General features: G+C 33.9%; 20 protein-coding genes and 1 tRNA gene. 13 read left to right on the top strand and 8 right to left on the bottom strand.

What is annotated here, in order from left to right; all coding sequences use genetic code 11:
• Window positions 1-69 precede the first annotated feature (69 nt).
• The 3 genes from pgmB to NQQ59_RS13080 form a co-directional block, all read right to left on the bottom strand.
• The gene (gene pgmB / locus NQQ59_RS13090) at window positions 70-726 is read right to left on the bottom strand and encodes a beta-phosphoglucomutase (protein WP_144215701.1); all 657 of its coding nucleotides are present in this window, start codon (window positions 724-726) and stop codon (window positions 70-72) included.
• Window positions 727-749: 23 nt separating this feature from the next.
• Window positions 750-2,105, bottom strand: a complete 1,356-nt coding sequence (locus NQQ59_RS13085; RefSeq protein WP_144215700.1) for an MFS transporter — start codon at window positions 2,103-2,105, stop codon at window positions 750-752.
• Window positions 2,106-2,278: 173 nt separating this feature from the next.
• A complete protein-coding gene (locus NQQ59_RS13080; RefSeq protein WP_144215699.1) occupies window positions 2,279-3,310 on the bottom strand; it encodes a LacI family DNA-binding transcriptional regulator in 1,032 nt (343 codons plus the stop codon).
• Window positions 3,311-3,545: 235 nt separating this feature from the next.
• Between NQQ59_RS13080 and NQQ59_RS13075 the strand changes: the two genes are divergently transcribed.
• The 4 genes from NQQ59_RS13075 (at window position 3,546) to NQQ59_RS13060 (ending at window position 11,965) form a co-directional block, all read left to right on the top strand.
• Window positions 3,546-6,527, top strand: a complete 2,982-nt coding sequence (locus NQQ59_RS13075; RefSeq protein ID WP_144215698.1) for a SusC/RagA family TonB-linked outer membrane protein — start codon at window positions 3,546-3,548, stop codon at window positions 6,525-6,527.
• Window positions 6,528-6,562: 35 nt separating this feature from the next.
• A complete protein-coding gene (locus tag NQQ59_RS13070; RefSeq protein ID WP_144215697.1) occupies window positions 6,563-8,170 on the top strand; it encodes a RagB/SusD family nutrient uptake outer membrane protein in 1,608 nt (535 codons plus the stop codon).
• Between the two features lie 23 nt (window positions 8,171-8,193).
• A complete protein-coding gene (locus tag NQQ59_RS13065; RefSeq protein WP_144215696.1) occupies window positions 8,194-9,009 on the top strand; it encodes a SusE domain-containing protein in 816 nt (271 codons plus the stop codon).
• An 82-nt stretch (window positions 9,010-9,091) separates the two neighbouring features.
• Window positions 9,092-11,965 carry an alpha-amylase family glycosyl hydrolase gene (locus NQQ59_RS13060; protein ID WP_144215695.1) on the top strand — a complete coding sequence of 958 codons (2,874 nt, stop codon included), beginning with the start codon at window positions 9,092-9,094 and terminating at the stop codon, window positions 11,963-11,965.
• 110 nt (window positions 11,966-12,075) lie between these two features.
• On the opposite strand, the gene NQQ59_RS13055 is transcribed toward NQQ59_RS13060, so the two are convergent.
• Window positions 12,076-12,300 (bottom strand): DUF6814 family protein, encoded by a 225-nt coding sequence (locus NQQ59_RS13055; RefSeq protein WP_144215694.1) that lies wholly within the window; start codon window positions 12,298-12,300, stop codon window positions 12,076-12,078.
• 10 nt (window positions 12,301-12,310) lie between these two features.
• Complete coding sequence (locus NQQ59_RS13050) at window positions 12,311-13,804, bottom strand: MFS transporter (RefSeq protein WP_144215693.1); 1,494 nt, start codon at window positions 13,802-13,804, stop codon at window positions 12,311-12,313.
• Between the two features lie 282 nt (window positions 13,805-14,086).
• Between NQQ59_RS13050 and NQQ59_RS13045 the strand changes: the two genes are divergently transcribed.
• Entirely contained in the window at window positions 14,087-14,359 is a 273-nt protein-coding gene (locus NQQ59_RS13045; RefSeq protein WP_144215692.1) for a hypothetical protein, read from the top strand.
• Window positions 14,346-14,690 (top strand): hypothetical protein, encoded by a 345-nt coding sequence (locus NQQ59_RS13040; protein ID WP_144215691.1) that lies wholly within the window; start codon window positions 14,346-14,348, stop codon window positions 14,688-14,690. The genes NQQ59_RS13045 and NQQ59_RS13040 overlap by 14 nt, the downstream gene beginning before the upstream one ends.
• A gap of 86 nt (window positions 14,691-14,776) precedes the next feature.
• Here the strand turns inward: NQQ59_RS13040 and NQQ59_RS13035 are convergent.
• Window positions 14,777-14,852 (bottom strand) — tRNA-Phe (locus tag NQQ59_RS13035).
• Window positions 14,853-14,955: 103 nt separating this feature from the next.
• On the opposite strand from NQQ59_RS13035, the gene NQQ59_RS13030 reads away from it, so the two are divergent.
• The 7 genes from NQQ59_RS13030 (at window position 14,956) to NQQ59_RS13000 (ending at window position 21,896) form a co-directional block, all read left to right on the top strand.
• Complete coding sequence (locus NQQ59_RS13030) at window positions 14,956-15,690, top strand: type III pantothenate kinase (RefSeq protein WP_144215690.1); 735 nt, start codon at window positions 14,956-14,958, stop codon at window positions 15,688-15,690.
• On the top strand, window positions 15,683-16,912 hold the full coding sequence (locus NQQ59_RS13025) for a hypothetical protein (protein WP_144215689.1): 1,230 nt from the start codon (window positions 15,683-15,685) through the stop codon (window positions 16,910-16,912). Before NQQ59_RS13030 ends, NQQ59_RS13025 begins: the two co-directional genes overlap by 8 nt.
• Window positions 16,913-16,963: 51 nt before the next feature.
• Window positions 16,964-17,518, top strand: a complete 555-nt coding sequence (gene lptC, locus NQQ59_RS13020; protein ID WP_144215688.1) for an LPS export ABC transporter periplasmic protein LptC — start codon at window positions 16,964-16,966, stop codon at window positions 17,516-17,518.
• Between the two features lie 7 nt (window positions 17,519-17,525).
• Window positions 17,526-17,720 carry a hypothetical protein gene (locus NQQ59_RS13015; protein ID WP_144215687.1) on the top strand — a complete coding sequence of 65 codons (195 nt, stop codon included), beginning with the start codon at window positions 17,526-17,528 and terminating at the stop codon, window positions 17,718-17,720.
• Window positions 17,721-17,722: 2 nt separating this feature from the next.
• Window positions 17,723-18,979, top strand: coding sequence for a hemolysin family protein (locus NQQ59_RS13010; protein WP_144215686.1), 1,257 nt, complete (start codon window positions 17,723-17,725; stop codon window positions 18,977-18,979).
• Between the two features lie 107 nt (window positions 18,980-19,086).
• Window positions 19,087-21,186, top strand: a complete 2,100-nt coding sequence (locus tag NQQ59_RS13005) for a peptidylprolyl isomerase (RefSeq protein WP_144215685.1) — start codon at window positions 19,087-19,089, stop codon at window positions 21,184-21,186.
• Between the two features lie 308 nt (window positions 21,187-21,494).
• The gene (locus tag NQQ59_RS13000; RefSeq protein WP_257698264.1) at window positions 21,495-21,896 is read left to right on the top strand and encodes a hypothetical protein; all 402 of its coding nucleotides are present in this window, start codon (window positions 21,495-21,497) and stop codon (window positions 21,894-21,896) included.
• Window positions 21,897-21,913: 17 nt separating this feature from the next.
• Here NQQ59_RS13000 and NQQ59_RS12995 read toward each other — a convergent pair whose 3' ends face one another.
• The gene (locus NQQ59_RS12995; RefSeq protein ID WP_144215683.1) at window positions 21,914-22,822 is read right to left on the bottom strand and encodes a GYDIA family GHMP kinase; all 909 of its coding nucleotides are present in this window, start codon (window positions 22,820-22,822) and stop codon (window positions 21,914-21,916) included.
• Between the two features lie 109 nt (window positions 22,823-22,931).
• Window positions 22,932-24,245: a hydroxymethylglutaryl-CoA reductase, degradative gene (locus NQQ59_RS12990; RefSeq protein ID WP_144215682.1), complete on the bottom strand. Its 1,314-nt coding sequence runs from the start codon at window positions 24,243-24,245 to the stop codon at window positions 22,932-22,934.
• Window positions 24,246-24,267 lie beyond the last annotated feature (22 nt).

Raw genomic sequence — 24,267 nt, 5'->3', positions numbered from 1 at the left:
GTGATACAATTTGTTGAGTGGTAATTAAATTATTCTCATTTTTAGGAATTATCTAATTATCAAATTTTCTCATTGACTAATTAAGTCGTTAATAAAGTCTGGTGTGATTTGGGTAAAATCTTTAAAAATATGATCAGCTTCATGTAAAATTGTTTCCTCGCCAATTCCAACACTTACCATTTCTGCAATATTTGCTGCCTGAATTCCGGCAACAGAATCTTCAAATACAATTGAATTTTTTGGATCAATGTTTAACGATTGAGCCGCTTTTAAGAAAACTTCAGGATCTGGTTTTGCATTGGTAACGTCATTTCCGTCCACAATAACATCGAAGTAAGAGATGATTCCTGTTTTTTCTAGAATTGGTCTTGCATTTTTGCTGGCAGAACCTAATGCAATTCCTTGATTTAAATCTTTTAAAAGTTGTAGAATTTTCAAAACTCCTGGAAGAATCTCACTTTCATCCATGTCAACTAAATAAGATAAATAATCTTCGTTTTTTTGAATCAGCCATTTGTCTTTGTCTTCTTGAGAAGCCTGAACATTGCCTAATCCAAGTATAATGTCTAGCGAACGAACTCGGCTCACGCCTTTTAAAAGTTCATTGTCTTCGTGTGTAAAATTTATATTTAATGACTGAGCGATTTTCTGCCAGGCCAAAAAGTGGTATTTGGCGGTGTCTACAATTACGCCGTCGAGGTCGAATATAAATGCCTTTTTGTTCATTGTGAGGGAAAAATTATTCTTAATTATGATTTTTGAGAAAAGTCGTCTACGTCTTTTACTTTAGAAACTAAAGCTGCAGCAATTAGAAAGCTGACACCACTAGTAACCAAAGCATAAATGGCATCTCCATTATAAAGATATTTTACAATTGGACCTCCGATTAACGCATTTACAATCTGCGGAATAACAACAAAGAAGTTGAAGATTCCCATATAAACACCCATTTTTTTAGGTGTAATAGATCCGGCAAGAATGGCATATGGCATAGCCAAAATACTAGCCCATGCTACTCCAATTAAAATCATCGGTAGCACAACCCAATTTTCATTTGGCATGAAATAAATGGAGATTAAACCAATTCCGCCAATAATTAATGAAAGTGAATGTGTTGCTTTTCGACCGATTTTTTTAGCGATGTAGGGTAAAAAGAACAAAGCGACAATGGCAGAAACTAAGTTGTAAACGCCAAACAGAATTCCGACCCAGTCTCCAGCGTCTTGATATTGCTGGCTAGAAGTGTCCTCTAATGGTAATCCGTAAATATGATGTGCAATGGCTGGTGTTGTAAAAACCCACATTCCGAATAATCCGAACCAAGAAAAAAACTGCACCCAGCTAAGCTGACGCATTGTGGTTGGCATTTTTGCAAAATCGGTAAAGATGTCTGTAATTTTTGATTTTTCTTCAGAATCAGAAATCACCTCATTTTGTGGATCTTCAAATTTTGCCAATTCTTCAGGTGAGTATTCTTTGGTTGTGAATAAGGTTACTAAGATAGAACCAATTAAAACTGCCGCACCAATAATGAACGATAAAGTCAAATTTAACGGAACACTTCCTGGAACAGTGCTGTTTGGCACTCCAAAATACTTCGTCAAAATGTACGGAAGTGCTGAACCAATTACGGCTCCAAAACCAATTAATGAAGTTTGGATACTAAATCCTGCAGTACGTTGATCTGTTCTTAAATTATCGCCAACCAAAGCACGGAAAGGTTCCATAGCAATGTTGAAAGAAGCATCCATGATCATTAACATTCCAGCTCCAACCCATAAGGCTGGTAAAACAGAAATGAAAATATTAGCCTGCGGCATTAAAATTAATCCCACCGAAGCTAAAACGGCTCCCACTAAAAAGAAAGGTTTTCGTCTGCCGAATCTTCCCCAGGTTTTATCGCTGTAATGACCAATAATAGGTTGCACTATTAATCCCATTAAGGGAGCAATAATCCAGAACCACGAAAGTTCATGTACGTCGGCACCAAAAATTTGAAGAATTCTGCTGGCATTTGCATTCTGAAGTGCAAATCCCATTTGTATTCCTAAGAAACCAAAACTCATGTTCCAAATTTCCCAGAAACTTAATTTACGCTTTTCCATTATCGTAATTTGAAAATTATACGATAAGCGCCTTGCTTATCAAAACTTTGTTCTTTTCGAAGTAAAACTAAAAGCCTTGACGGCCGTAAAAGTATAAATTATTTTTTTATATATGCTAATAAAAAAGCCATAAAAATAAATTATGGCTTTAGAAGGTATTGATTTTAAGAAAATTAGTCAGTAGATTCTCTTTTTATTAAATGAGTTTCTATAACTTCGGTGGTATAATTTTCAGTATGTTCTTCGTCGTCATCTTCTTCGGCTTCTATGCGCTCAATAAGCATTTTAGCTGCTTTATTACCCATTTTTTCACCACTTTGACTTACAGTTGTAATGGTTGGAGTTGAATATTTTGAGATAATTCCGTCTGTAAAAGCAATTACCGCTAAATCTTCAGGAACTTTTAATCCCATTTTTGCTGCAGTTTTGATAATAGTTACCGCAAAAAGCTCATTTACAGCAAAAACAGCATCAAAAGCTCTATCATGTAGAAGTTGACTGATGGTAATTTCACAGGTATCTACATCTTCAATTTTGATAATTAGATCTTCATTAAAGGGTAATCCGTTGTCTAATAATGCTTTTTCATAACCGTCAGTTCTCAGTTTTCCAACACTAACATAATCTACTGTAGTTACCAAAGCGATTTTTTTTCGTCCATTATCAATCAAACTTTGAACCGCTTCATAAGCTGCAGCTTTATCATCAATAATGACTTTATCGCATAAAATGTCGTTTGTAACGCGATCAAACATGACTACGGGCATTCCCTGATTGATTACTTCTGTGATATGATGAAAATCGCCTTTAAACTGTGTTTCTTTAGAAAGAGACATGATAAATCCGTCGATACTTCCATTGGCTAACATCTCCATATTTAAGACTTCTTTATCAAAAGAATCATCAGAAACACAGATGACAACACTATAGCCATATTCGTTTGCAACCTGCTCAATTCCGTTGATCACAGTAGAGAAAAAGTAGTGTACGATTTCGGGAATGATGATGCCAATACTCTTGGTTTTTCGGTTTTTTAAACTAAGAGCAATGTTGTTTGGTTTGTAGTTATAAAACTTTGCAAAAGCCTGAACTTTTTCTCTGGTTTCTTCTCCAATTTCAAGGCTGTTTCGGAGTGATTTTGAGACAGTTGAAATTGAGACGTCAAGTTCCTTTGCGATCTGTTTTAGGGTTATTTTACGTTTCATGGTATTAATTGAAAAAAATCTAATTAGTAATAAAGGTGTATAATAATTTTTGTATTTGCAATTTTAACGCTAAAAGATTACAAAAAATAGAAAGTTTTCAACACTACCACGTTTTCGTAAAGCAATAAAAATTGTCTCTGGTTGAGCATGTTAATAAATTCATAATTTTGAAATTCGAAGTAAAATTAAAGACTTAACTAACATTCACAAACTCAAACTAATTTAAACAAAAAGTATGAAAACAATTTACAAAAAGTTGTTATTTTTATTCCTACTGCTTCCGTTTACTGTGTTCGCTCAAAGCACTTTAAGTGGAACAGTAACTGATCTTGCCACGGGTCAGCCAATACCGGGAGTAAATGTAAACGTACAAGGTGCTGTTGGAGGTACCTCTACTGATTTTGATGGTAAATTTCAATTGCCAAATCTAAAAAATGGAGACAAAATTCTGGTTTCATTTATTGGATACAAAACATCGACTATAGTGTTTAATGGTCAAAAAAACTTAGCTGTATCGTTAGAAGAAGATACGAATCAACTTAAAGAAGTTGTGGTTCAGGTAGGTTATGGAACTGTTAAGAAAAAAGACGCAACAGGTTCTGTTTCTCAAATTTCAGCTAAAGAATTTAATAAAGGAATTAACGTAACTCCAGAAAGCTTAATTAGCGGTCGTATTTCTGGTGTTAATGTTGTTGGAGGAGGAGCGCCAGGAGCTAAAGCAGATATTAGAATTCGTGGAGGATCTTCTTTAAGTGCTTCAAACGAGCCTTTAATTGTAATTGATGGTTTACCAATGAGTAATGCGGTTCCTAATGGGTCAACAAGTATTCTTTCTACAATTGATCCAAACGATATCGAATCATTTACAGTCTTGAAAGATGCTTCTGCTGCAGCAATTTATGGTTCTCGTGCAGCAAATGGTGTAATTGTAATTACAACTAAAAAAGGATCTAAAGGTAGTGTAAAAGTAAACTTTAGTTCTCAAGTTGGTATTAATACTGTTGCCAATACTGTAGATGTAATGAGTGCAGATCAATATCGTGCATTTGTTAACGAAAAAGGAACAGCTGCACAAAAAGCTTTGTTGGGTACAGCAAATACAAACTGGCAGGATGAAATCTTTCATACAGCGTTGACAACCAATAATAATATTTCGGTTAGTGGTTCTTTATTCAATAAACTTCCAGTAAGATTATCTGTAGGAAATGTTGATAATCCTGGAATCCTAAGAAATACTTCTTTTGAAAGAACTACGACATCGTTATCGTTAAATCCTGTTTTATTTGATAATCATTTAAAAATTGATATCAGTGGTAATATTGCTTTTGGTAAAAATCAATTTCAGGATGAAGGAGGAGTCATAGGAAGTGCAATCGGATTTGATCCAACGCAACCAGTTTACGATGCAAATTCTCGTTATGGAGGATATTTCGAATGGTTAGAGCCAACTGGTAACCTTCCGTTGTTACCAGCAAGAAACCCTGTAGCAAGATTAAACCAAGATAATAGAAGAGCTACTTCTACAAGAAAATGGGGTAATATTAGATTAGATTATAAACTTCATTTCTTTGAAGATTTAAGAGCTGTTGTAGAAGCAGGTATAGATAAATTTAATAGTAATGGTTTTACTGAGGTTAGTTCACTAAGTGCTTTAGGATATCAGCCAAATCTATTTGATAAAGGAGACTGGGTAAATTATGGTGGATATACTCATTATACAGATAGTCGTCAGAATAAAAACCTGAATGCTTATTTTAACTATACTAAAGATGTAGGGAAATTTAAAATTGATGCAACAGCAGGATACAACTACCAAATGTTTGAGAGAGAAGGTTATGATTCTGGTCAAACTAGAGAGCCTAATCCAAAAGAAGACGTTACTACAGATCCGGACGTTAATTTACAATCGTTTTTTGGACGTGTAAATTTAGGATATGACAGTAGATATTTACTTACTGTAAATTACAGAAGAGACGGAACTTCAAGATTCTCTAAAGAAAACAGATGGGGTAATTTTGCTGGAGCTGCTTTAGCATGGAATATTGCTGAAGAATCATTCTTAAAAGGAAATGAAACTCTTTCAAGCTTAAAATTAAGAGCAGGTTACGGTACAACTGGACAACAGGATATTGGACCACAATATGACTACTTAAGAAGGGTAACTTTAGGAACGATCAATACACAATATCTGTTTGATGGTGTGGTTTACAGAGCTGCAAGACCAGAAGGATACAATCCGGACATTAAATGGGAAGAACTTGCGGAGATGAACTTTGGTATTGATTTCGGATTCCTTAATGATAGAATTACAGGTACTGTAAACTATTTCGATAAAAAATCAAGTGACCTTTTGGCTGAGATTCCAGTTCCAGATGGAGCAAATATCAGAAATAAAGGATATAATAACGTAGGAAGTGTAAGAACTAAAGGTATCGAGTTTAACCTTCAGTCTGATATTATTAAGAATGATAATTTAACATGGAATGTTGCAGTTAATGCAACGTACATTGATCAGAAAATTTCTGATTTAGGAGTTTCTGTTCCAGGATTCCAAGGATATATTACGGGAGATGTAATTGCTGGAGGATCAGGAAATCAGGTTTTGATTCATTCAGAAGGGTATGCTCCAAATTCATTCTTTGTATTTGAGCAATTATACGATGCTAACAAAAGACCAATTCAGGGCGCTTTTGCTGACAGAAATGGTGATGGAGTTATAACTGATGCAGATCGTTACAAATTCCACAAACCAACTGCAGATTATACTTTTGGATTGTTTTCAACTTTAAACTACAAAAAGTTTGACTTTACAATGAATTGGAGAGCAAGTTTAAATAACTATATCTACGACAACGTAAGTTCTAATTTAGGTTATGCAGAAGCTGGTTTAAGAAGACAGTCTGATTTGTCTAATGTTAGTGCAGATTACTATAATACAGGTTTTACTACAGAAAGTAATTCAAATGGTACACAACGTAACTATTCAGATTATTATGTAAAAGATGCTTCTTTCATCAAGTTAGATAACATTGTATTGGGGTACACTTTTGATAAAACATTATTAAAAGCTGCTTCACTGAGATTTACTGCTGGAGTTCAAAATGTTTTTGTTTTGACTAAATACAATGGTTTGGATCCTGAGAAATTTAATGGTATAGACAATAATGTGTATCCAAGACCGAGAACATTTTTGTTTGGGGTAAACGCGAATTTCTAATAGTAGATTGAAAATTAAATTTAAAAATAAACAAAATGAAAATATCATTTAAATATATATCTTATTTTCTCCTATTAGTATTAGGATTAAGTATGACGCTTACCTCGTGTACAGACGATCTAAATGTTACGCCAAAGGATGATGATGAATTTCTTTCTGATGACTTTTTCAAAGATCCGACATCGTACAAACAAGTTCTGGCAAAATTATATGCAGGATTGTATGTAGGAGGTAATGATGGTGATGGTACTCCGGATATCCAGGGGCTTGGTGGTGATTTTAGCAGTTACTTAAGGCTAATGTTTGTTACACAGGAATTTCCGACTGATGAAGCTATCGTAGCTTGGAATGATGATGGTTTGCCTGCATTAAATATGCAAAGATGGAGCCCTAGTAATCAGTTTTTGTACGGAATTTTTTCAAGAGCTTTTTATGAAATTAGTGTGGCGAATGAATTCTTGAGACAAACTACTGATGAAAAATTAACTGAAAGAGGTTTTGATTCAAGTTTGAAAGCTGAGATTGCAACTTTTAGAGCTGAAGCTCGATTTTTAAGAGCTTTTTCATACTATAATTTAATGGACTTGTTTGGAAATGTGCCAATTACTACCGAAAAAGATCCTGTTGGTTTGTTCTATCCTGAACAAAAAACAAGAGCAGAAGTTTTTGCTTATGTAGAATCTGAATTGAAAGATATCGATGCTGGTTTAGCAGCTTCAAAGACAAATGAGTACGGAAGAGTAGATAAAACTGCTGCAAAATTCTTGTTGGCACAAATCTATCTTAACTCAAAAGTTTATACCGGAACAGAGAGATTCAATGACGCAGCAGTTGTTTGTAATGATATTATAACAGGTTCTGGTTATACTTTTGCAAATGTTCCTTACAACTATTTATTTGCAGCAAATAATGACAGAAATGGAGCTCAGACAGAAGTTATTTTCCCAGTTATTGGAGATGGTAATCAAATTAGAGCAACAGGTGGAGGAATGAGCTTTATTCTTCATGCTTCTATTGGAGGTAGTATGGATGCTGGTAAACAAGGAATGAATGGAGGATGGGCTGGTATAAGAACCAGACCAGAGTTTGTTAAATTATTTCCAGATACAGATGCTTCAGGAGATAAAAGAGGTACTTTCTATACAAATGGCCAAACTTTGGATGTTACAGATGCAAGTGTTTTCACAAACGGTTATGCAGTTACGAAGTACTCTAATTTAAATTCTGACGGAACAGCAGCTCAAAGAACTGATATTCCAGATACAGATTTCCCTATGTACAGACTTTCAGACGTGTATTTGATGTATGCAGAGGCTACACTTAGAGGAGCTGCTTCAGGAAACGTTGCAACAGCATTAGAGCTTGTAAATAAAATTAGAGTAAGAGCTGGCGCTGGAATTGTTACGACATCAGAATTTACATTAGATTTTATTTTAGATGAAAGAGCAAGAGAGTTGTTTTGGGAGTGCCACAGAAGAACAGATTTGATTCGTTTTGGAAAATTCACAGGAGGATCTAAACTTTGGCAATGGAAAGGTGGAGTTAAAAATGGTAGTTCTACAGACTCATTTAGAGATCTAATGCCAATTCCATCAACAGCTATTCAAGCTAATCCAACTTTAAAACAAAATCCAGGATACTAACTAACCTTATAAAAATTAAGAAAATGAAAAATACATATAAAATTTTAGTTGCATTCATTAGCGTTTTAGCGGTGTCGTGTAATGCAGATGATGTGGAGAACAGACCAGTAATTAATCCGGTTACTGAGCCGGTTTTGTTAACACCACAAAATGACTTTAATATTGTTCTTTCTAAAGAAACAGAAAACAATGTTGCTACAACTGTAGTTTGGGATGATGCTAAATATGATGGTACTCCAACTGTAGTAAACTACACGATTGAAGTAGCAAAAGCAGGAACTAAATTTGCTGCACCAATTGCTGTAACTACTACAACTGCACGCTATAAAGCTTTAACGGTTGCTGAATTAAATTCTGCTTTAGTAAATGGTGGTTTTATAGAAAAAGAAGAAAACAGTGTTGATATCCGTATTAAATCTACTGTTGGAATTGGAGCTGAAGCGCAATATTCAAACTTCTATACATTTAAAGCTACTCCTTACCACGTTCCGTTAGCGTCATCTCACTGGTTAGTGGGTGCTGCAACTCCAGGTGGATGGACTTGGGATGGTGATGCAGAAACTGAGTTTCCATTAGTTGTTGGAAAAACAGATGTATACCGAGTAACAGTTGTTCTTAAAAGTGGAGAAGCTTTTAGAGAGTTCTTAGGAAATAACTTTACAAGTAATGGTAACTGGGATAAGAGTAACAATTATACGCACTACTCAAGTTTAGGTTACACTATCGACGATGAATTAGTAAATGCTGGTGATGGTGATAATAACTTTAAATATACAGGGCCAACAGGACCACGAGTTTTAACTATCGACAACGGTGCTAAAAAAATAACATTAGACTAGTTTCTAATTTCTTTACAAAAAAGGGCTATCTGCTGATAGCCCTTTTTTAATCAAACTAACTAATCAAATAACCACACTGATTATGAAAAAAACTTTACTATCAATTTTTTTGTTGATGGCAGTAACTGTTTTTGCCCAAGTGCAGACAGTGACTTACTCCATAAATCCATCAACATTTGAAGACACCACGCCTATAACGATTACGATTAATGGAAGTTCTATTAATGAAAGTACTTGGGGTGTAACAGGAAATGCACTTTATCTTTGGTCATGGTCTTATGATGTAAATGATACGAGCCAAATGGATTCTCCTTCAAACGGTTCATGGACCGCATCAAATGAAGCAGCCAAATTTACTTATAATGCAGGAACAGATACTTATACAAAATCATTTACTCCTTCTGTATATTTTAATAGAAATGGAATCGGAAGAATTGGATTTCTAATCAAAGCTAAAGACGGAACGGGTAGTAAACAATCACAAGATATTGTGGTTGAAGTTGGGTCTTTTCAGGTTTCGTTAACTTCACCAGTTGAAAACAGTACTTCAATTATTTCTTCGGGTTCTGGTTTTAATATTGCTGCAACAAATACAAATGGAGTTGCTAGCTATACTTTAAAATCAAACGGAATAACAATAAATACAAATGCAAGTACTTCCAGCTATTCTTATAATCATACTAATATAACAGGAAATCAAAATTATGAGTTGATAGTGACTCAGGGAACCACTACAATTTCTAAAAAGTTTACAGTTGTTGTAAATCCAAATACGGTTTCGCAGGCGATGCCAACGGGTTTGGTTGACGGAATCAATTATAATTCTAGCGATGTTACAAAAGCAACTTTGGTTTTAGATGCACCATTAAAAGATTTCGTTTATGTTGCTGGAAGTTTCAACAATTGGCAGCCAACATCTGCTTATGCAATGAAAAAAGATCCAGTTTCGGGTAAATTCTGGTTAGAATTGACAGGATTGGTTTCTGGTGCAAATAATACTTATCAATATTGGGTTGTAGCTAATGCGCCAATAGCTAATTCTCCTAAAATGGTGAAAACAGCAGATCCGTATTCGACTTTGGTTTTGTCTCCTTATGATGATTCTTCTATTCCTTCGGTAAAATACCCAAATATGCCGGTTTATCCAGCGGGACAGAATTTTGAAGTGACAGTTTTGAAAACAGGACAAACTCCTTATAATTGGCAGGTTACCAATTTTGTAAAACCTGAAAAAGAAAAGTTAGTAGTTTATGAGGTTTTAGTTCGTGATTTTGATGCAGGTAGAAGTTATCAGAGTTTAATAGATAAAATAGATTATTTTAAAAATCTTAAAATAAATGCAATCGAATTGATGCCAGTTATGGAATTTGAAGGCAATGAAAGTTGGGGGTACAATACTTCCTTTCATATGGCATTAGACAAATTTTACGGAACATCAGATAAATTAAAAGAATTTATCGATTTGTGTCACCAAAACGGAATAGCAGTAATTCTTGATGTTGCATTAAATCATGCTTTTGGAAGAAATCCGATGGTGAGAATGTGGATGAATGATCCTGATGGAGATGGTTTTGGTTCGCCAACAACTGAGAATCCATATTTTAATACAGTGGCTAAACACAGTTATAATGTCGGGGAAGATTTTAATCATCAGTCTGCCAAAACACAATATTATGTAGAAAGAGTAATCAAACAATGGATTCAGGAATATAAAATTGACGGTTTCAGATGGGATTTGACAAAAGGATTTACTCAAGCTTGTACAGCTTCAGATAATGCATGCACCGATGCTTATCAGCAAGACAGAGTAGATGTTTTGAAAAAATATGCTGATTATTCTTGGAGTTTAGATCCTACACATTATACCATTTTTGAGCATTTAGGAACCGACGCCGAAGAAAAACAATGGGCCGATTATAAAGTTTCTGAAACACCAAGCAAAGGAATTATGATGTGGGGGAAAATGACAAATCCTTACAATCAATTATCGATGGGATATGCTTCTGATAGCAATATTTCAAAAATGTTAAGTTCAAACAGAGGTTTTGCAGCAAATCGTTTAATAGGTTATGCCGAAAGTCATGACGAAGAACGTTTGATGTATAAAAATATACAATACGGAGCTGTAAATGGTACTTATAATGTAAAAACATTAAATACTGCTTTATCAAGAATGTCAGCCATTGGAGCGGTTTCATTATTAGTTCCGGGGCCAAAAATGATTTGGCATTTTGGAGAACTAGGTTGGGAGAGTTCTATTTTTACTTGTAATGATAATACAGTAAATACAGATACCGATGCGACTGGTGGAGACTGTAAATTAGATACAAAACCACAGCCTCAGTGGGTGAATAATTGGTTAGGAAACTCTAATCGTAATAAAATCTATAACGATTGGGCAAAGATGATTACGCTTAAAAAAACAGAACCCGTTTTTTCAGGAACTGCAACAATTCCAAATACGAATTCATTAACAGTAAACATCAAAATAACAAATAGCAGCTTAACTTCAGAACAGTTAAAAGACGTTTTAATTTTAGCAAATTTTGATACTACAGGACAAAATGTAGCAACAGGTTTTCCGTATGCAGGAACTTGGTACAATTTAATGGATAATACAACTATTGCTGTAACAGATGTAAATGCAACAGTAAATCTGCCAGCAGGAGAATATCGAATTTACGGAAATAAGGTTGCGAATTTGGCAATAGACGATTTTGAAAAGGGAAATTCAGTTAGTCTGTATCCAAATCCAGTTAGTGATTATTTTACTTTAAATGCAGGTTTTACAAAAGTTCAGATTTATTCAGTTTCTGGACAATTGGTGAAAAGTTTTAATGCTAATGCTTCTTCAGATTTTCAATTTGGTGTAAGTGAATTACAAACGGGATTGTATATCGTGAAAGCTTCAGATGAAAATCATAAAACTCAAATCATGAAGTTTATTAAAAGATAAACGTAAAAATAAATCTTTACAGATTAAAAATTTGGTTAGGTTAGTAACGACAAGGGCTGTTCTGCATGTTTGCAGTCAGCCCTTTTCTAATTTTTGCAGATTGTTTTTCTTTATTTCTTTTTATTGTATTCTCCAATAAGCGAATAATACCCAAATGTTCCTAAGCCCATAACAATAAGAGGAGTTAGTATGAAGAGAATAATTGCACCAAATACCAAATCGTCTTGTTGTTCAGAAAGTAGTTTAGGTAAGCCAAATTCAAATACACAGAAATAAGCCGCCGCCGCTGCTAAAGCAATCCATAAAGCCCCTAAAACTTGTTTGATTTTGTTCATTTTTTAAATTTTAAAGGTGAGTAGTTTCGTTTTTGTTGTCAATATAAATCATTCCAATTACAAAGCAGATTCCTGCAATAATAATAGGATACCATAATCCGTCAAGATAAAAATCGGTTTTGCCAGCTGTTTTGGCGTGAGATACAAAATAAGTAGAAATAGCAGGAAGTAAACCTCCAAAAATTCCGTTTCCAACATGGTAAGGTAATGACATAGAAGTATATCTAATTTTGGTTGGAAACATTTCGACTAAGAAAGCGGCAATCGGACCATACACCATCGTTACAAATAGTACTTGTATAAAAACGAAGAAGATTAAAGTCCATTTATCACTTGAATTAATTGTTACTGAAATGCTGGTTTGAGCATCTTTTTTGCCTATGTACGTTTTTTTCTCCACTACGGATGTATCATCAGTATATTTTTTTTGAATGGTAGTTACAGAGCCTCCATCAGCAGTGTTTTCAGTTAAAACGGTAGGATTTTCAATAATTTCGGTTTTCTTGCTAATGTCTGTTGTTTCATACATTGCCTTATAAATGGGTCTGTATGATAGTATAGCCAGCAACATTCCTAGCATCATAATATATTTACGTCCAATTTTGTCACTTAGCCATCCGAAAATAATAAAAAATGGAGTTCCAATCAAAAGTGCAATTCCTAATAATTCATCTACCTGAGAAGAATCAACATTCATAACCGTTTTCATAAAACTCATCGCATAAAATTGCCCTGTATACCAGACAACTCCCTGTCCCATTGTCGCTCCAAATAAAGCCAATAAAACAAACTTTAAATTATATCGGTTTCCAAAACTCTCTTTTAAAGGATTTGTACTTGTCGTTCCTTCCTTTTTAGCTTTCGCAAAAACAGGAGATTCGTCCATGTTTTTTCGAATCAAGTAAGAAACACCGACCATGGCAACGGAAACCCAGAAAGGAACACGCCATCCCCATAAATCAAAAGCTTCTGGAGAAAGCATACTTTTAGTAGCAAGAATAACCATTAATGAAATAAACAAACCAACCGTAGCCGTAGTTTGAATCCAAGAAGTCCAATAACCTTTTTGTCCGGCTGGAGCATGTTCTGCTACATAAGTTGCAGCGCCACCATATTCGCCTCCAAGAGCAAGTCCTTGAAGTAATCGTAAAATTAAAACCAATAAAGGAGCAAGAAAACCAATTGTTTCGTAGCTCGGAATACATCCAATTAAAAAAGTAGAACCTCCCATTAATAATAAGGTAGCCATAAAAGTATATTTACGGCCAATAATATCTCCAAGTCTTCCAAAGAATAAGGCTCCAAAAGGACGCACTACAAATCCAGCCGCAAAAGTGGCTAAAGTGGATAAAAACGCTGCGGTTGGATTATCACTGGGGAAAAATTTTGTAGAAATTACAACGGCTAGACTGCCGAAGATGTAAAAGTCATACCACTCGATCATGGTACCCATAGAAGAGGCCGAAATTACTTTCCAAATGCCCTTAGTAGAAGTTTTGCTCATAAAACTGCTTTGAGATCTTGTTAATAATTGAAAGGTAAAAATATAGTTTTACGAATATATAAGATATTTTTTTATTCAGTCAATACTTTTTTAACAAAAACTATTAATTTGTTGACTTTTGGTTTTGAAGTAAAAAAGGGTTTAACCGCAAAGAGCGCAAAAATTACGCAAGGTTCATAAAGTTGTTTTTAGCTTTGTGAGCCTTTACATTTTTTCCTTTTTTAGAAGTTTAAAGTTGTGAAAATCTAATTTATATTTGAAGTATTCCATTTATGTAACTATATGAAGCAAGCTTTTATACTATTTCTTTGTTTGATTTTTGCGATTGGGCAAGGTCAAGTAAAAAGAAATTCTGATGAAAACAAATGCGAAGCAATTTTGACGCCTTCGGAAATTCTTCAAGGGCGATACATAGATTTTATGAAAGACTCTGTTTTTTATAAAAGTCAATTTGCAGATTTTACAAAAGTAAAAAATGGAATTCTACTTTATAAGTGGGAAGAGGGTAGTGGAGCTAATAGATTTTTTATAGTTGATTTTGATGAAGGTTTTTAAAGCTTTAATAAAAACAGAAAAATTTACCGAAGATATTGGCTTTTCTGAGGCAGATAAAAAGAAATTAAGGTTTGTTTCAGAAGTTTTAGAAAAAGGAAGTTATTATCAGAAGTGCGAGAGAGTCCATGGTCATAGTACTTTGTATGTATTAGTTGTAAGATGTAATAATGAAATGAAGACTCAATATTATTCTCCATTTACTCATCCCTATGAGATAAAAACATCTGATACTAACATCAATTCAATTCAAGAAATCTTTAGTATAATGGAACTTAATTATTATAAAAATATAACCATAAAAAGGCCAGAGAAAAAACGCAAAAATTCTTAAATTTTAGTTTCTGAAAGTTGTAGAAATGTGCGGCTAAACCAAAAAAGTATAAAAAACAAAAAACCCGAATAGAAATATTCGGGTTTTGGTGGTACCTCCAGGGATCGAACCAGGGACACATGGATTTTCAGTCCATTGCTCTACCATCTGAGCTAAGGTACCGTTTTGTGCGTATTGCGGGTGCAAAGATAGAATCATTTTCCGTTTCTCCAAAACATTTTAGAAAAAAAATCAATTCGTATCTTCGCAGAAACAAAAAAGGAAAATGGTTTTAACTATTGATGTTGGAAACACCCGAATTAAAGCGTCTGTCTTTGAGGGGAATACTGCTCTGAAGAATTTTATTTTTGAGAAAACAGAGCTTGAAGAAAAAATAAAAAAAATTTTAAATGAGTTTCCAGATTGTTCCGATTTGGTCGTTGCTTCGGTTGGAAATATCGAAAAACAATCCTTTTTGACATTCGAAAAACAACTTCGAGTTCATTTTTTTACACACGAAGATGTTTTTCCGTTTCATAATAAATATGCAACTCCAAAAACTTTGGGGATAGATCGTATGATTTTGGCGGCTGGCGCAACCCTTCAATTTCCAAAACAAAACAGATTGGTTATTGATGCAGGAACCTGCATTACCTACGATTTTATCGACGAAAATGACAATTATTTAGGAGGAGCGATCTCTCCAGGACTTCGTTTGCGTTATGAATCTTTACATAATTTTACGGCCAGACTGCCGTTACTGACCTTAGAGGCACCTGATGATTATATCGGAAACTCAACCGCACAAGCCATACATTCTGGAGTTGTCAACGGTTTCGTCTATGAGATTGACGGTTTTATCGATGATTATCGCGGGGACTTTTCAAATTTTATCATAATTTTAACGGGTGGCGATGCAGATTTTTTGGCTAAACGATTAAAAAATACCATATTTGCCAATTCAAATTTCCTTCTGGAGAGTTTGAACCAAACATATCAATATAAAATCGACAATGATTAAAAAAGTATTAATAAGCGCTTGTTTGCTTATATCGTTCGTTTCATTCGCTCAACAAGGTACTGCTTCGCCTTATTCTTTTTTCGGAATAGGAGATGTGAGATTCAAGGGAACACTTGAAAACAGAATGATGGCAGGGGTTGCGGTTGAGCAGGATTCGATTCACTTAAATTTAGAAAATCCGGCAAGTTACGCCAGCTTAATGCAAACGACTTTTACGGTTGGAGGAACATTTGCGACTTCTAATTTAAAAACAAGTTCTCAGTCAGAAAAGGCACAGCGTACTACTTTTGATTATTTAGCATTAGGAATTCCGATGGGGAAATTTGGTGCTTCATTTGGTTTAATACCTGTTACTTCTGTAGGATACAAAATTCGTACTGATAATTCGGCAACAGAAGGAGCAACTAGTTCACAGCTTGATGGAAAAGGAGGGGTAAATAAAGTATACTTCGGATTAGGTTATAAAATCACAAAGGGTTGGAATATTGGTGTAGATGCCCAATATAACTTTGGAAAAATCACGACAACAAGCGTTGAAGCGATTACAGGAGTTGACAATGGTACAGCAGAGGTAAATACTTCTGAAATATCAGGAATGGCTTTTAGTATAGGTACAATGTATCAGAAAAAAGTATATAAGAAAATGAGTTTGTTTTCTAGTTTGAGTTATTCATTTGCTAGTAATTTGAGCTCAGATAATACTAGAGTAATTTCGGTTCAAGGTGATCCGGATCCTTATGCATATCCAACAAATTCAACTGATTTAAGACTTCCTAATAAATTAAGTATTGGATTAGGTCTTGGAGAGGCAAGAAAATGGCTTGTTGGAGCAAATATGACTTTCCAGGGAGCTGGGCAATTGGCAAATTACTATAATTCTGCTGAGAATGTTAGTTATGAAAGTTATTCAAAATATGCTGTTGGTGGATATTACTTGCCTAATTATAACTCTTTTACAAGTTATATGAGCAGAATTACTTATAGAGCAGGTTTGAAATATGAAAAAATTGGTTTGATAGTGAATAACGAATCAATTAAAGATATCGGATTGAGTCTTGGAGCTGGAATTCCTGTTCCGGGTTCTTACTCCAATGTGAATTTTGGAATTGAATTTGGTAAACGTGGTACTGTTTCTTCTAATTTAGTACAAGAAAATTACGTGAATTTTAGTTTGAGTTTCTCTTTCAACGACAAATGGTTCGTGAAGAGTAGATTCCAATAAACATAATATTTTATCTTTTCTAAGCTCATTACAATTTACTACATTTGGCAAATGAATTTACCAAAGAGATATAGTCTGCTAGTTGTCACAGTTTTTGCTGTGACACTATTTTTTGGATGCGAAAGTAATTTTAAAGAAGTTCAGAAAATTAACTTCTCTGAGTTTGTTCCAGGAAGTGATGCAGATACAATTAATATTAAGTATACCGACTCTGGACGTATAACAGGCGTGTTGATAAGTCCAAAAATGTTGGACTATTCTAATCTTGATTTTCCTTTTACAGAATTCCCAAAAGGAATAGATGTTACTTTATATGATAAAAAACAAAAACGTACTTTTGTAAAAGCGAATTATGCGGTTTCGTATAAGTCTACACAAATAATCGATCTGATTGGAAAGGTGAAAATTACCTCAGAAGCAGGTCAGGTTTTAGAAACTGAGCAATTGTATTTTGATCAGAAAAATGAATGGTTTTATACCGAGAGAAAATTTAAACTGACAGATGCAAAAGGTGTTTCCCATGGTCAGGGAATAGATTTTAGTAAAGATTTTAAAGTGATAAATTCACAGCGAATAAGCGGTGAAATTGAATCAGACGAAGAATAATAAGATTATGGGATATTTAAAATATACACAATACGTTTACATTGTTATAGCACTATTTTTTACTTACGATGCTATAGTGAAACTTAACGAAGGTGACGAAAGTTATCCTTTCTACTTTGTAATTGCAGGAATGTCGGCTTTTATGTTTTTCTTTAGGAGACGATTCATCAATAAGCAAAATAATCGTAACAAAAACCAATAAAAATGGAAATTAGTATTATAATAATATGTTTAATACTAGCAGCCTTTTTTTCCGGAATGGAAATAGCTTTTATTTCCGCAAACAAAATTTACCTTGAAATAGAAAAGAAACAAGACGATTTCTTGTCTCGAATCTTGACTAAACTTACCGAAAATCCATCCAAATTTATTGCTGCCATGTTGATTGGTAATAATGTAGCTTTGGTGATTTACGGTTTTTTTATGGGTGATCTGATTTTAAATTGGATGACTCATTTTGGTTTGGCTTTTACGGATTGGTGGGATATTCTCATTCAGACTCTTTTGGCAACTTTTATTGTTTTGTTGACTTCGGAGTTTTTTCCAAAAGTGTTTTTTCAGATTTATGCCAATTCATTAATTAAGATTTTGGCGCTTCCGGCGTATTTATTTTACCGATTATTTTACTACATCTCGTCCTTCTTTATTTGGATTGCTGATTTTGTTTTGAGTAAATTTCTTAAAAGTCAAGGAAGTCAGATTCATCTCTTTAGCAGAATTGAACTCGGAAATTATATTACCGAACAAATGAGTACGGTTGAAGAAGACGAAGAAGTCGATTCTGAGATCCAGATTTTTCAGAATGCATTAGAATTTTCAGCTGTAAAGGCGCGTGATATTATGACACCCCGAACTGAAATTGTGGATATGGATCTTTTTGATACTGTCGACGATCTTAAGGCAATGTTTATTGAAACAGGATATTCTAAAATCATCATAAGCCAAAATTCTTTAGACGATATTGTGGGATATGTCCATTCGTTTGATTTGTTCAAAAAACCTTCGACGATTAAATCAGTGTTGATGACTGTTGAATTTGTTCCCGAGACCATTTTGATCAAAGATGTTTTGAACTTATTGATAAAAAAACGTAAAAATGTTGCGGTCGTTTTGGATGAATATGGAGGAACTTCCGGAATTATTACCATTGAAGATATAGTGGAAGAACTTTTTGGAGAAATCGAAGACGAACACGATTTGGATGAAGAATTAATTGAAGAAGTAATAAGCGAGGGAAAATATCTGTTTTCGACACGATTAGATGTGGAATATTTAAATGAAACCTATAAATTAATGATTCCAGAAGAAGATTCGTATGGTACATTAGGAGGTTTTATTGTCAATCATACCAAAGAAATCCCACAAAAAGGAGATAAAATTGTAATAGATAAGTATCATTTTTTTATAAAAGAGGCTTCAAATAAGAAAATAGAACTAGTCAAATTGACAATTAAAGATTGATTTTTTAAATTAATGAAAAAAAATGTGTAAAATAAAACGCTAGTTGTATTGTTATTAACTAGATAATTGTATTTTCGCAAACTGAATATAAAATTAACGATAATAAAATGGCAGTTTTAGCAAAAATTAGACAGCGTTCCGCTTTATTGATAGGAGTTATTGCACTTGCATTATTTGCATTTATAATACAAGATCTAATCGGTAAAGGAACATTTAGTCAAAGTTCAAAAGATGTAGGAAGCATCGACGGAAAAGATATTTCATTTGAAGACTTTAGAATTAAAGTTAGTAATCTTGAAAAAAGTGGACAAGGTATAACTTCCACTGAAGCTGCAAACAGAGTTTGGGATCAAGAAGTTTCAATCGCTTTATTGTCATCTCAATTTGATAAATTAGGGTTGAGAGTTGGTCAAAAACACTTACTTGAAGTTTTAAAATCAGATCCAAATATTGGTAAAAATCCAATGTTTTTAAACGCAGCAGGTATTTTTGATGAAGCTAAATTTAAAGATTACTTCAGCTCTAATCCAGAAGCAAAACAATATATTGCTGAAAAAGAAAAAGACGCAGAATTAAATGCTAAATTTCAAATATATAATACTTTAATTAAGTCTGGCCTTTACACAACTGCTAGTGAAGGAAAATTAAAGTATGAAATGGAAGCTAACAAAGTAAACTTTGCTTATGCTGCAGCTCCTTATTCTTCTATCAAAGATAGTGAGGTAAAAATCTCTGATTCTGATATTGTTGATTATATGAAGAAAAACGAGAAAAAATTCAAAGCGGATGCAACTCGTGAAATTCAATACGTTTTAGTTGAAGATAAAGCTTCTAAAGAAGATGAGGCTGAAATTAAAGCTAAATTGACGGCTTTATTATCAGGAAGTGTTGTTTACAATGCAAAAACAGGTAAAAACGATACATTACCAGGATTTAAAAATGCAACAAACATCGCTGAATTTGTAAATTCAAATTCTGATGTTCCTTACGATTCAACTTATGTTGCTAAAAATAACCTTCCAGCTGTAGACGCTGATAAATTATTCAGCTTACCTGCTGGAGCAATTTACGGGCCATATGTTTACGGAAGATACTATGCAATTTCTAAATCTTTAGGATTTAAAGCTGGTGTTAATGCAAAAGCAAGCCATATCTTAATTGGTTATGAAGGATCTCAAACTCCAAACCAAAAAGAAAAAAGAACAAAAGAGGAAGCTAAAGCTAAAGCGGAAGAAATTTTAGCTCAAGTTCAAGCAAATCCAGATAGTTTTATGATGTTGGCTTTCACAAGTTCTGATGATTCATCTGCACAACAAGGTGGTGATTTAGGATATTTTGGTCAAGGTCAAATGGTAAAACCATTCAATGATTTTGTATTCAATAACGGAATTGGAAAAGTTGGTTTAGTTGAAACTCCTTTTGGATTTCACGTAATCAAAATTACTGACAAACAAGACGGAATTCGTTTAGCTACAATCGCTCAAAAAATTGAGCCTTCTGAAGCTACGTCTGATAAAGTATTTACTTTAGCTACTAAATTCGAAATGCAAGCTGCTGATAAAGATTTCAATGCTTCAGCTAAAGAATTAGGTTTAAAAGTTGCTCCAGTAGTAAATGCTAAAGCTATGGATGAAGCGTTTGGTCCATTAGGAAATCAACGTAACATTGTAAGATGGGCATTTGACAAAGAAACTGGAAAAGGAGATGTTAAACGTTTTGAAATTGCAAACATCGGACACGTTATTGCTCAGTATAAAGGAGAAAATGAATCAGGTTTAGTTTCTGTAGATATGGCAAGACCTTATGTTGAACCAATCTTAAAAAACAAGAAGAAAGCGGAACTTTTAAAAGCTAAAATGACAGGATCAAGCATTGAGGCAGTTGCAAAAGCTGCTGGAGTTGCTGTTCAACAAGCTGCTGATGTAACTTTAGACAATCCGGTTTTACCTGGAGGTGTTGGACAAGAGCCAAAAGTTGTAGGTACTGCATTTGCTTTAACTGCTAATAAAATCTCTGCTCCAATTGAAGGAAATACTGGAGTTTATGTGGTAAAAAACATTAAAACAGTAAAAGCTCCTGGAATTGCTAATCACGCTGCTTATGTAGAGAAAGTAAAAGCTCAAAGCGCAAATGATGCAGGAAGAGTGTTGCCAGCATTGAAAAACAATGCGAAAATTGAAGATAACAGATTACAGTTCAATTACTAAGAACAAGTAGTTTAAAATATAAAAACCCGAAACGTCTTTTGATGTTTCGGGTTTCTTTTTTTATTGAATTATACAATTCTATTTTGTAATATTTTTTAGTTAATTTTTTGATAGTCTGTAGGTAAAGTAGAGATTTAATCTAAAAAATTTGTGATATTCAAATTATTGCAGTTAATTTGCTCGCTTTTCTCGTTTAACGGTATTTTTCAGCATAAAAAAACCGACGAATTGCGCCAGAAACAAAATTCGCTTTAATAATCAGATATTTAATGTTTACTACTTTTAAATTTTTTAGAAAGAAGCCGAGAGTGTATACCAAAATAGAAAGTCATATTTTTGGGATTATTTCAGAGCTTTTAAAAGTGAGCAGCACCGACATCAATGTGGATGAATTGGGTGGGAAATATTATTTGAGTAACGACGAACAGCATTTTAAAGTTACGATCTTAAGTAACGATTACGTTATTAGGTTAACGAATACTCGCGATTCTGTAGCAGAGAAATACGACAAGTTTTTTGTTGAAGATGTTTTAAGAGCTGTAAAAGAAGAAAAACACCGCCGAATGGAACTTGTTTATGATTCTATTACAAACAGCATTGAAAAAATGGCTGAACGTTTGCATAACAGACTAATAGAATCAAACGAACAAGATCAGACAGTAAGGCGTTTAGATATAAAACCGGCTAAAAAGAAGAAGATTAATTTCTAATTTCATTGCGGATTTTATTATAAAATCATTTCTTGATAGCTTAAGATCGTTTCATATCCTTTTTTGATAAAATACTCTGTTGGATTTTCTTTAGAAACGACCATTACAAAATCGCCTCCCCACGCACCAAGACTTTTAATTACACCATTAAAATCTGGAAAAACAGCCTCTTTTATGGTTTGCATTTCTAGAATATTACTCAGGTGAATTTCGTGTTTTTGTACCGCCGATGCGAATTCTTTTAAGGTTTTTGCGTTGAGAATGGCATGTGTGATTTTATTGTTTTCAGCAACACTTTGAGCCAAATGATGGTTTTTATTGTTGTTGTAAGCATAAATCGCAGATTTGCTATTTTGCTTTTTATTTAAATAAACAAAGTAAATATGATCTTTAAAATCAGGATTAAATTCAACCTGTTTGACAAGATTGTCTTTTATTTGATACAAAACCGGAGTATTGTTCTGTGCGCAGGCAATGTCATAACCGCTTCCTCCGAAACTATTATTCAATAATGTAAAAGCATTAACCTCTGCCCATTGTGCAATATTATTGATTAGTGTAGAAGAAGTTCCCAGACCCCAATTTCTTGGAAAACTTAAATGAGTACTTACTTTGTAACCACTGGAATTGTCAATGAATTTTGGATTAAGTTTGTAAGCTTCATGCAAAATATTGATTAAAGTAGATTTTACAGTATCGACTTGCGAGTCTGAACCTTTTTTAACTTCGTCAAATGAAAAAATTTCTTCGAACCATAAATGCTTATCAGAATCATAGCTTTTCCATTCGATTTGATTGTTTTCAAGATCTTCAATAACTAAATCCTGACCAAATTTTGTTGGCAGCGCAAAAGCTTCTGCTCCATCTAAAACGAGATATTCTCCTGCAATAAAAAGTTTTCCGTTACTGTAAAAAGTTGTTGACATATTATTCTAAAATTTCAATTCCAATATTTTCAATTCCAACATTGAAATTTGGACCCGAGTGATAGCGAATTGGCGAAGCAATTTAAAATATTGGAATTTACGGGATTGTTTATTTTCTTAAGTTCTCAATAAAATCTACCACAGCGCTGTGAGAAACAGCTGTTTTTTTGAAATGCGTTTTAATTAAATGACGCTCTTCATCGGTAGCTTCAAATTGATTAATGATGTTGTTAAGGTGCATTTTCATATGACCTTCCTGAATTCCGGTTGTCGTAAGAGATCGTAATGCGGCAAAATTTTGTGCTAAACCTGCAACGGCAACAATTTCCATTAATTCCTGAGCAGAAGGTTTCTCCAAAATATCTAAACATAATTTTACCAAAGGATGTAAAGAAGTTAGACCGCCAACTGTTCCTAATGCCAATGGAATTTCAAGCCAGAAAGTGAAAATTCCGTTTTCGATTCTGGCGTGAGATAAACTAGCGTATTGTCCGTTTTTAGAAGCATAGGCATGAACACCAGCTTCTACAGCTCTAAAATCGTTTCCGGTTGCCAGAATTACGGCATCAACACCATTCATTATACCTTTATTATGGGTGACAGCTCTAAAAGGTTCAACTTCGGCAATCTGAACAGCTTGCACAAAACGTTCAGCAAAATCCTGTGGGTTTGTAATATGTTTTTCTGTCAATTCTTCAACTGGACAAGAAACTTCAGCTCTAACCAAACAGTTTGGAACATAATTAGATAAAATACTCATAATGACTTCGAGTTTTTCATCATTTTGACATAAATCAGAATTTTGAGCTTCTTCTTTTAAAGTAGTAGCAAATTGTTCTAAGCAAGAATTTATGAAATTGGCTCCCATGCTGTCTTTCGTTTCAAAAGTAGCATGTAGCTGATAATAGTTTTCAAGTAAACTTCTTTTGTCTTTTAATTTAACATCTAAAATACCACCGCCGCGTTGTTGCATATTCTTGGTGATGTTTTGTGTTTCTGAAAAGAATTTAGGTTTTATTTCGTCAAAAAAGCTTTTTAGTTTTTCGGCATCTCCACTGTAAATAAAATGAACCTGACCTATTTTTTCGGTATTGATAATTGTTGTCTTAAAACCACCTCTTGTAGACCAATATTTTGCTGCTTTAGAGGCTGCGGCAACCACCGAACTCTCCTCAATTGCCATCGGAATAGTTTTGTATTTTCCGTTGATTAAAAAGTTGGGAGCGACTCCAAGTGGGATATAAAGGTTTGTAATGGTGTTTTCAATAAATTCATCATGCAATTGCTGAAGCTTTTCGTCTGAATTCCAGTAATTTCTTATAATATTTTTCGCCTCTTCGGGGTTAGAAAAATATTCATTTGCAATCCAGTTAATTTTTTCTTTTTTGGATAATTTAGAAAATCCGGCAACAGCGTTGTTCATTCTCAGTATATTAAATAATAAT

It is taken from the genome of Flavobacterium panacis (assembly GCF_024649945.1).
GTDB lineage: Bacteria > Bacteroidota > Bacteroidia > Flavobacteriales > Flavobacteriaceae > Flavobacterium > Flavobacterium panacis.
This window is presented reverse-complemented; position numbering and strand designations above follow the sequence as displayed.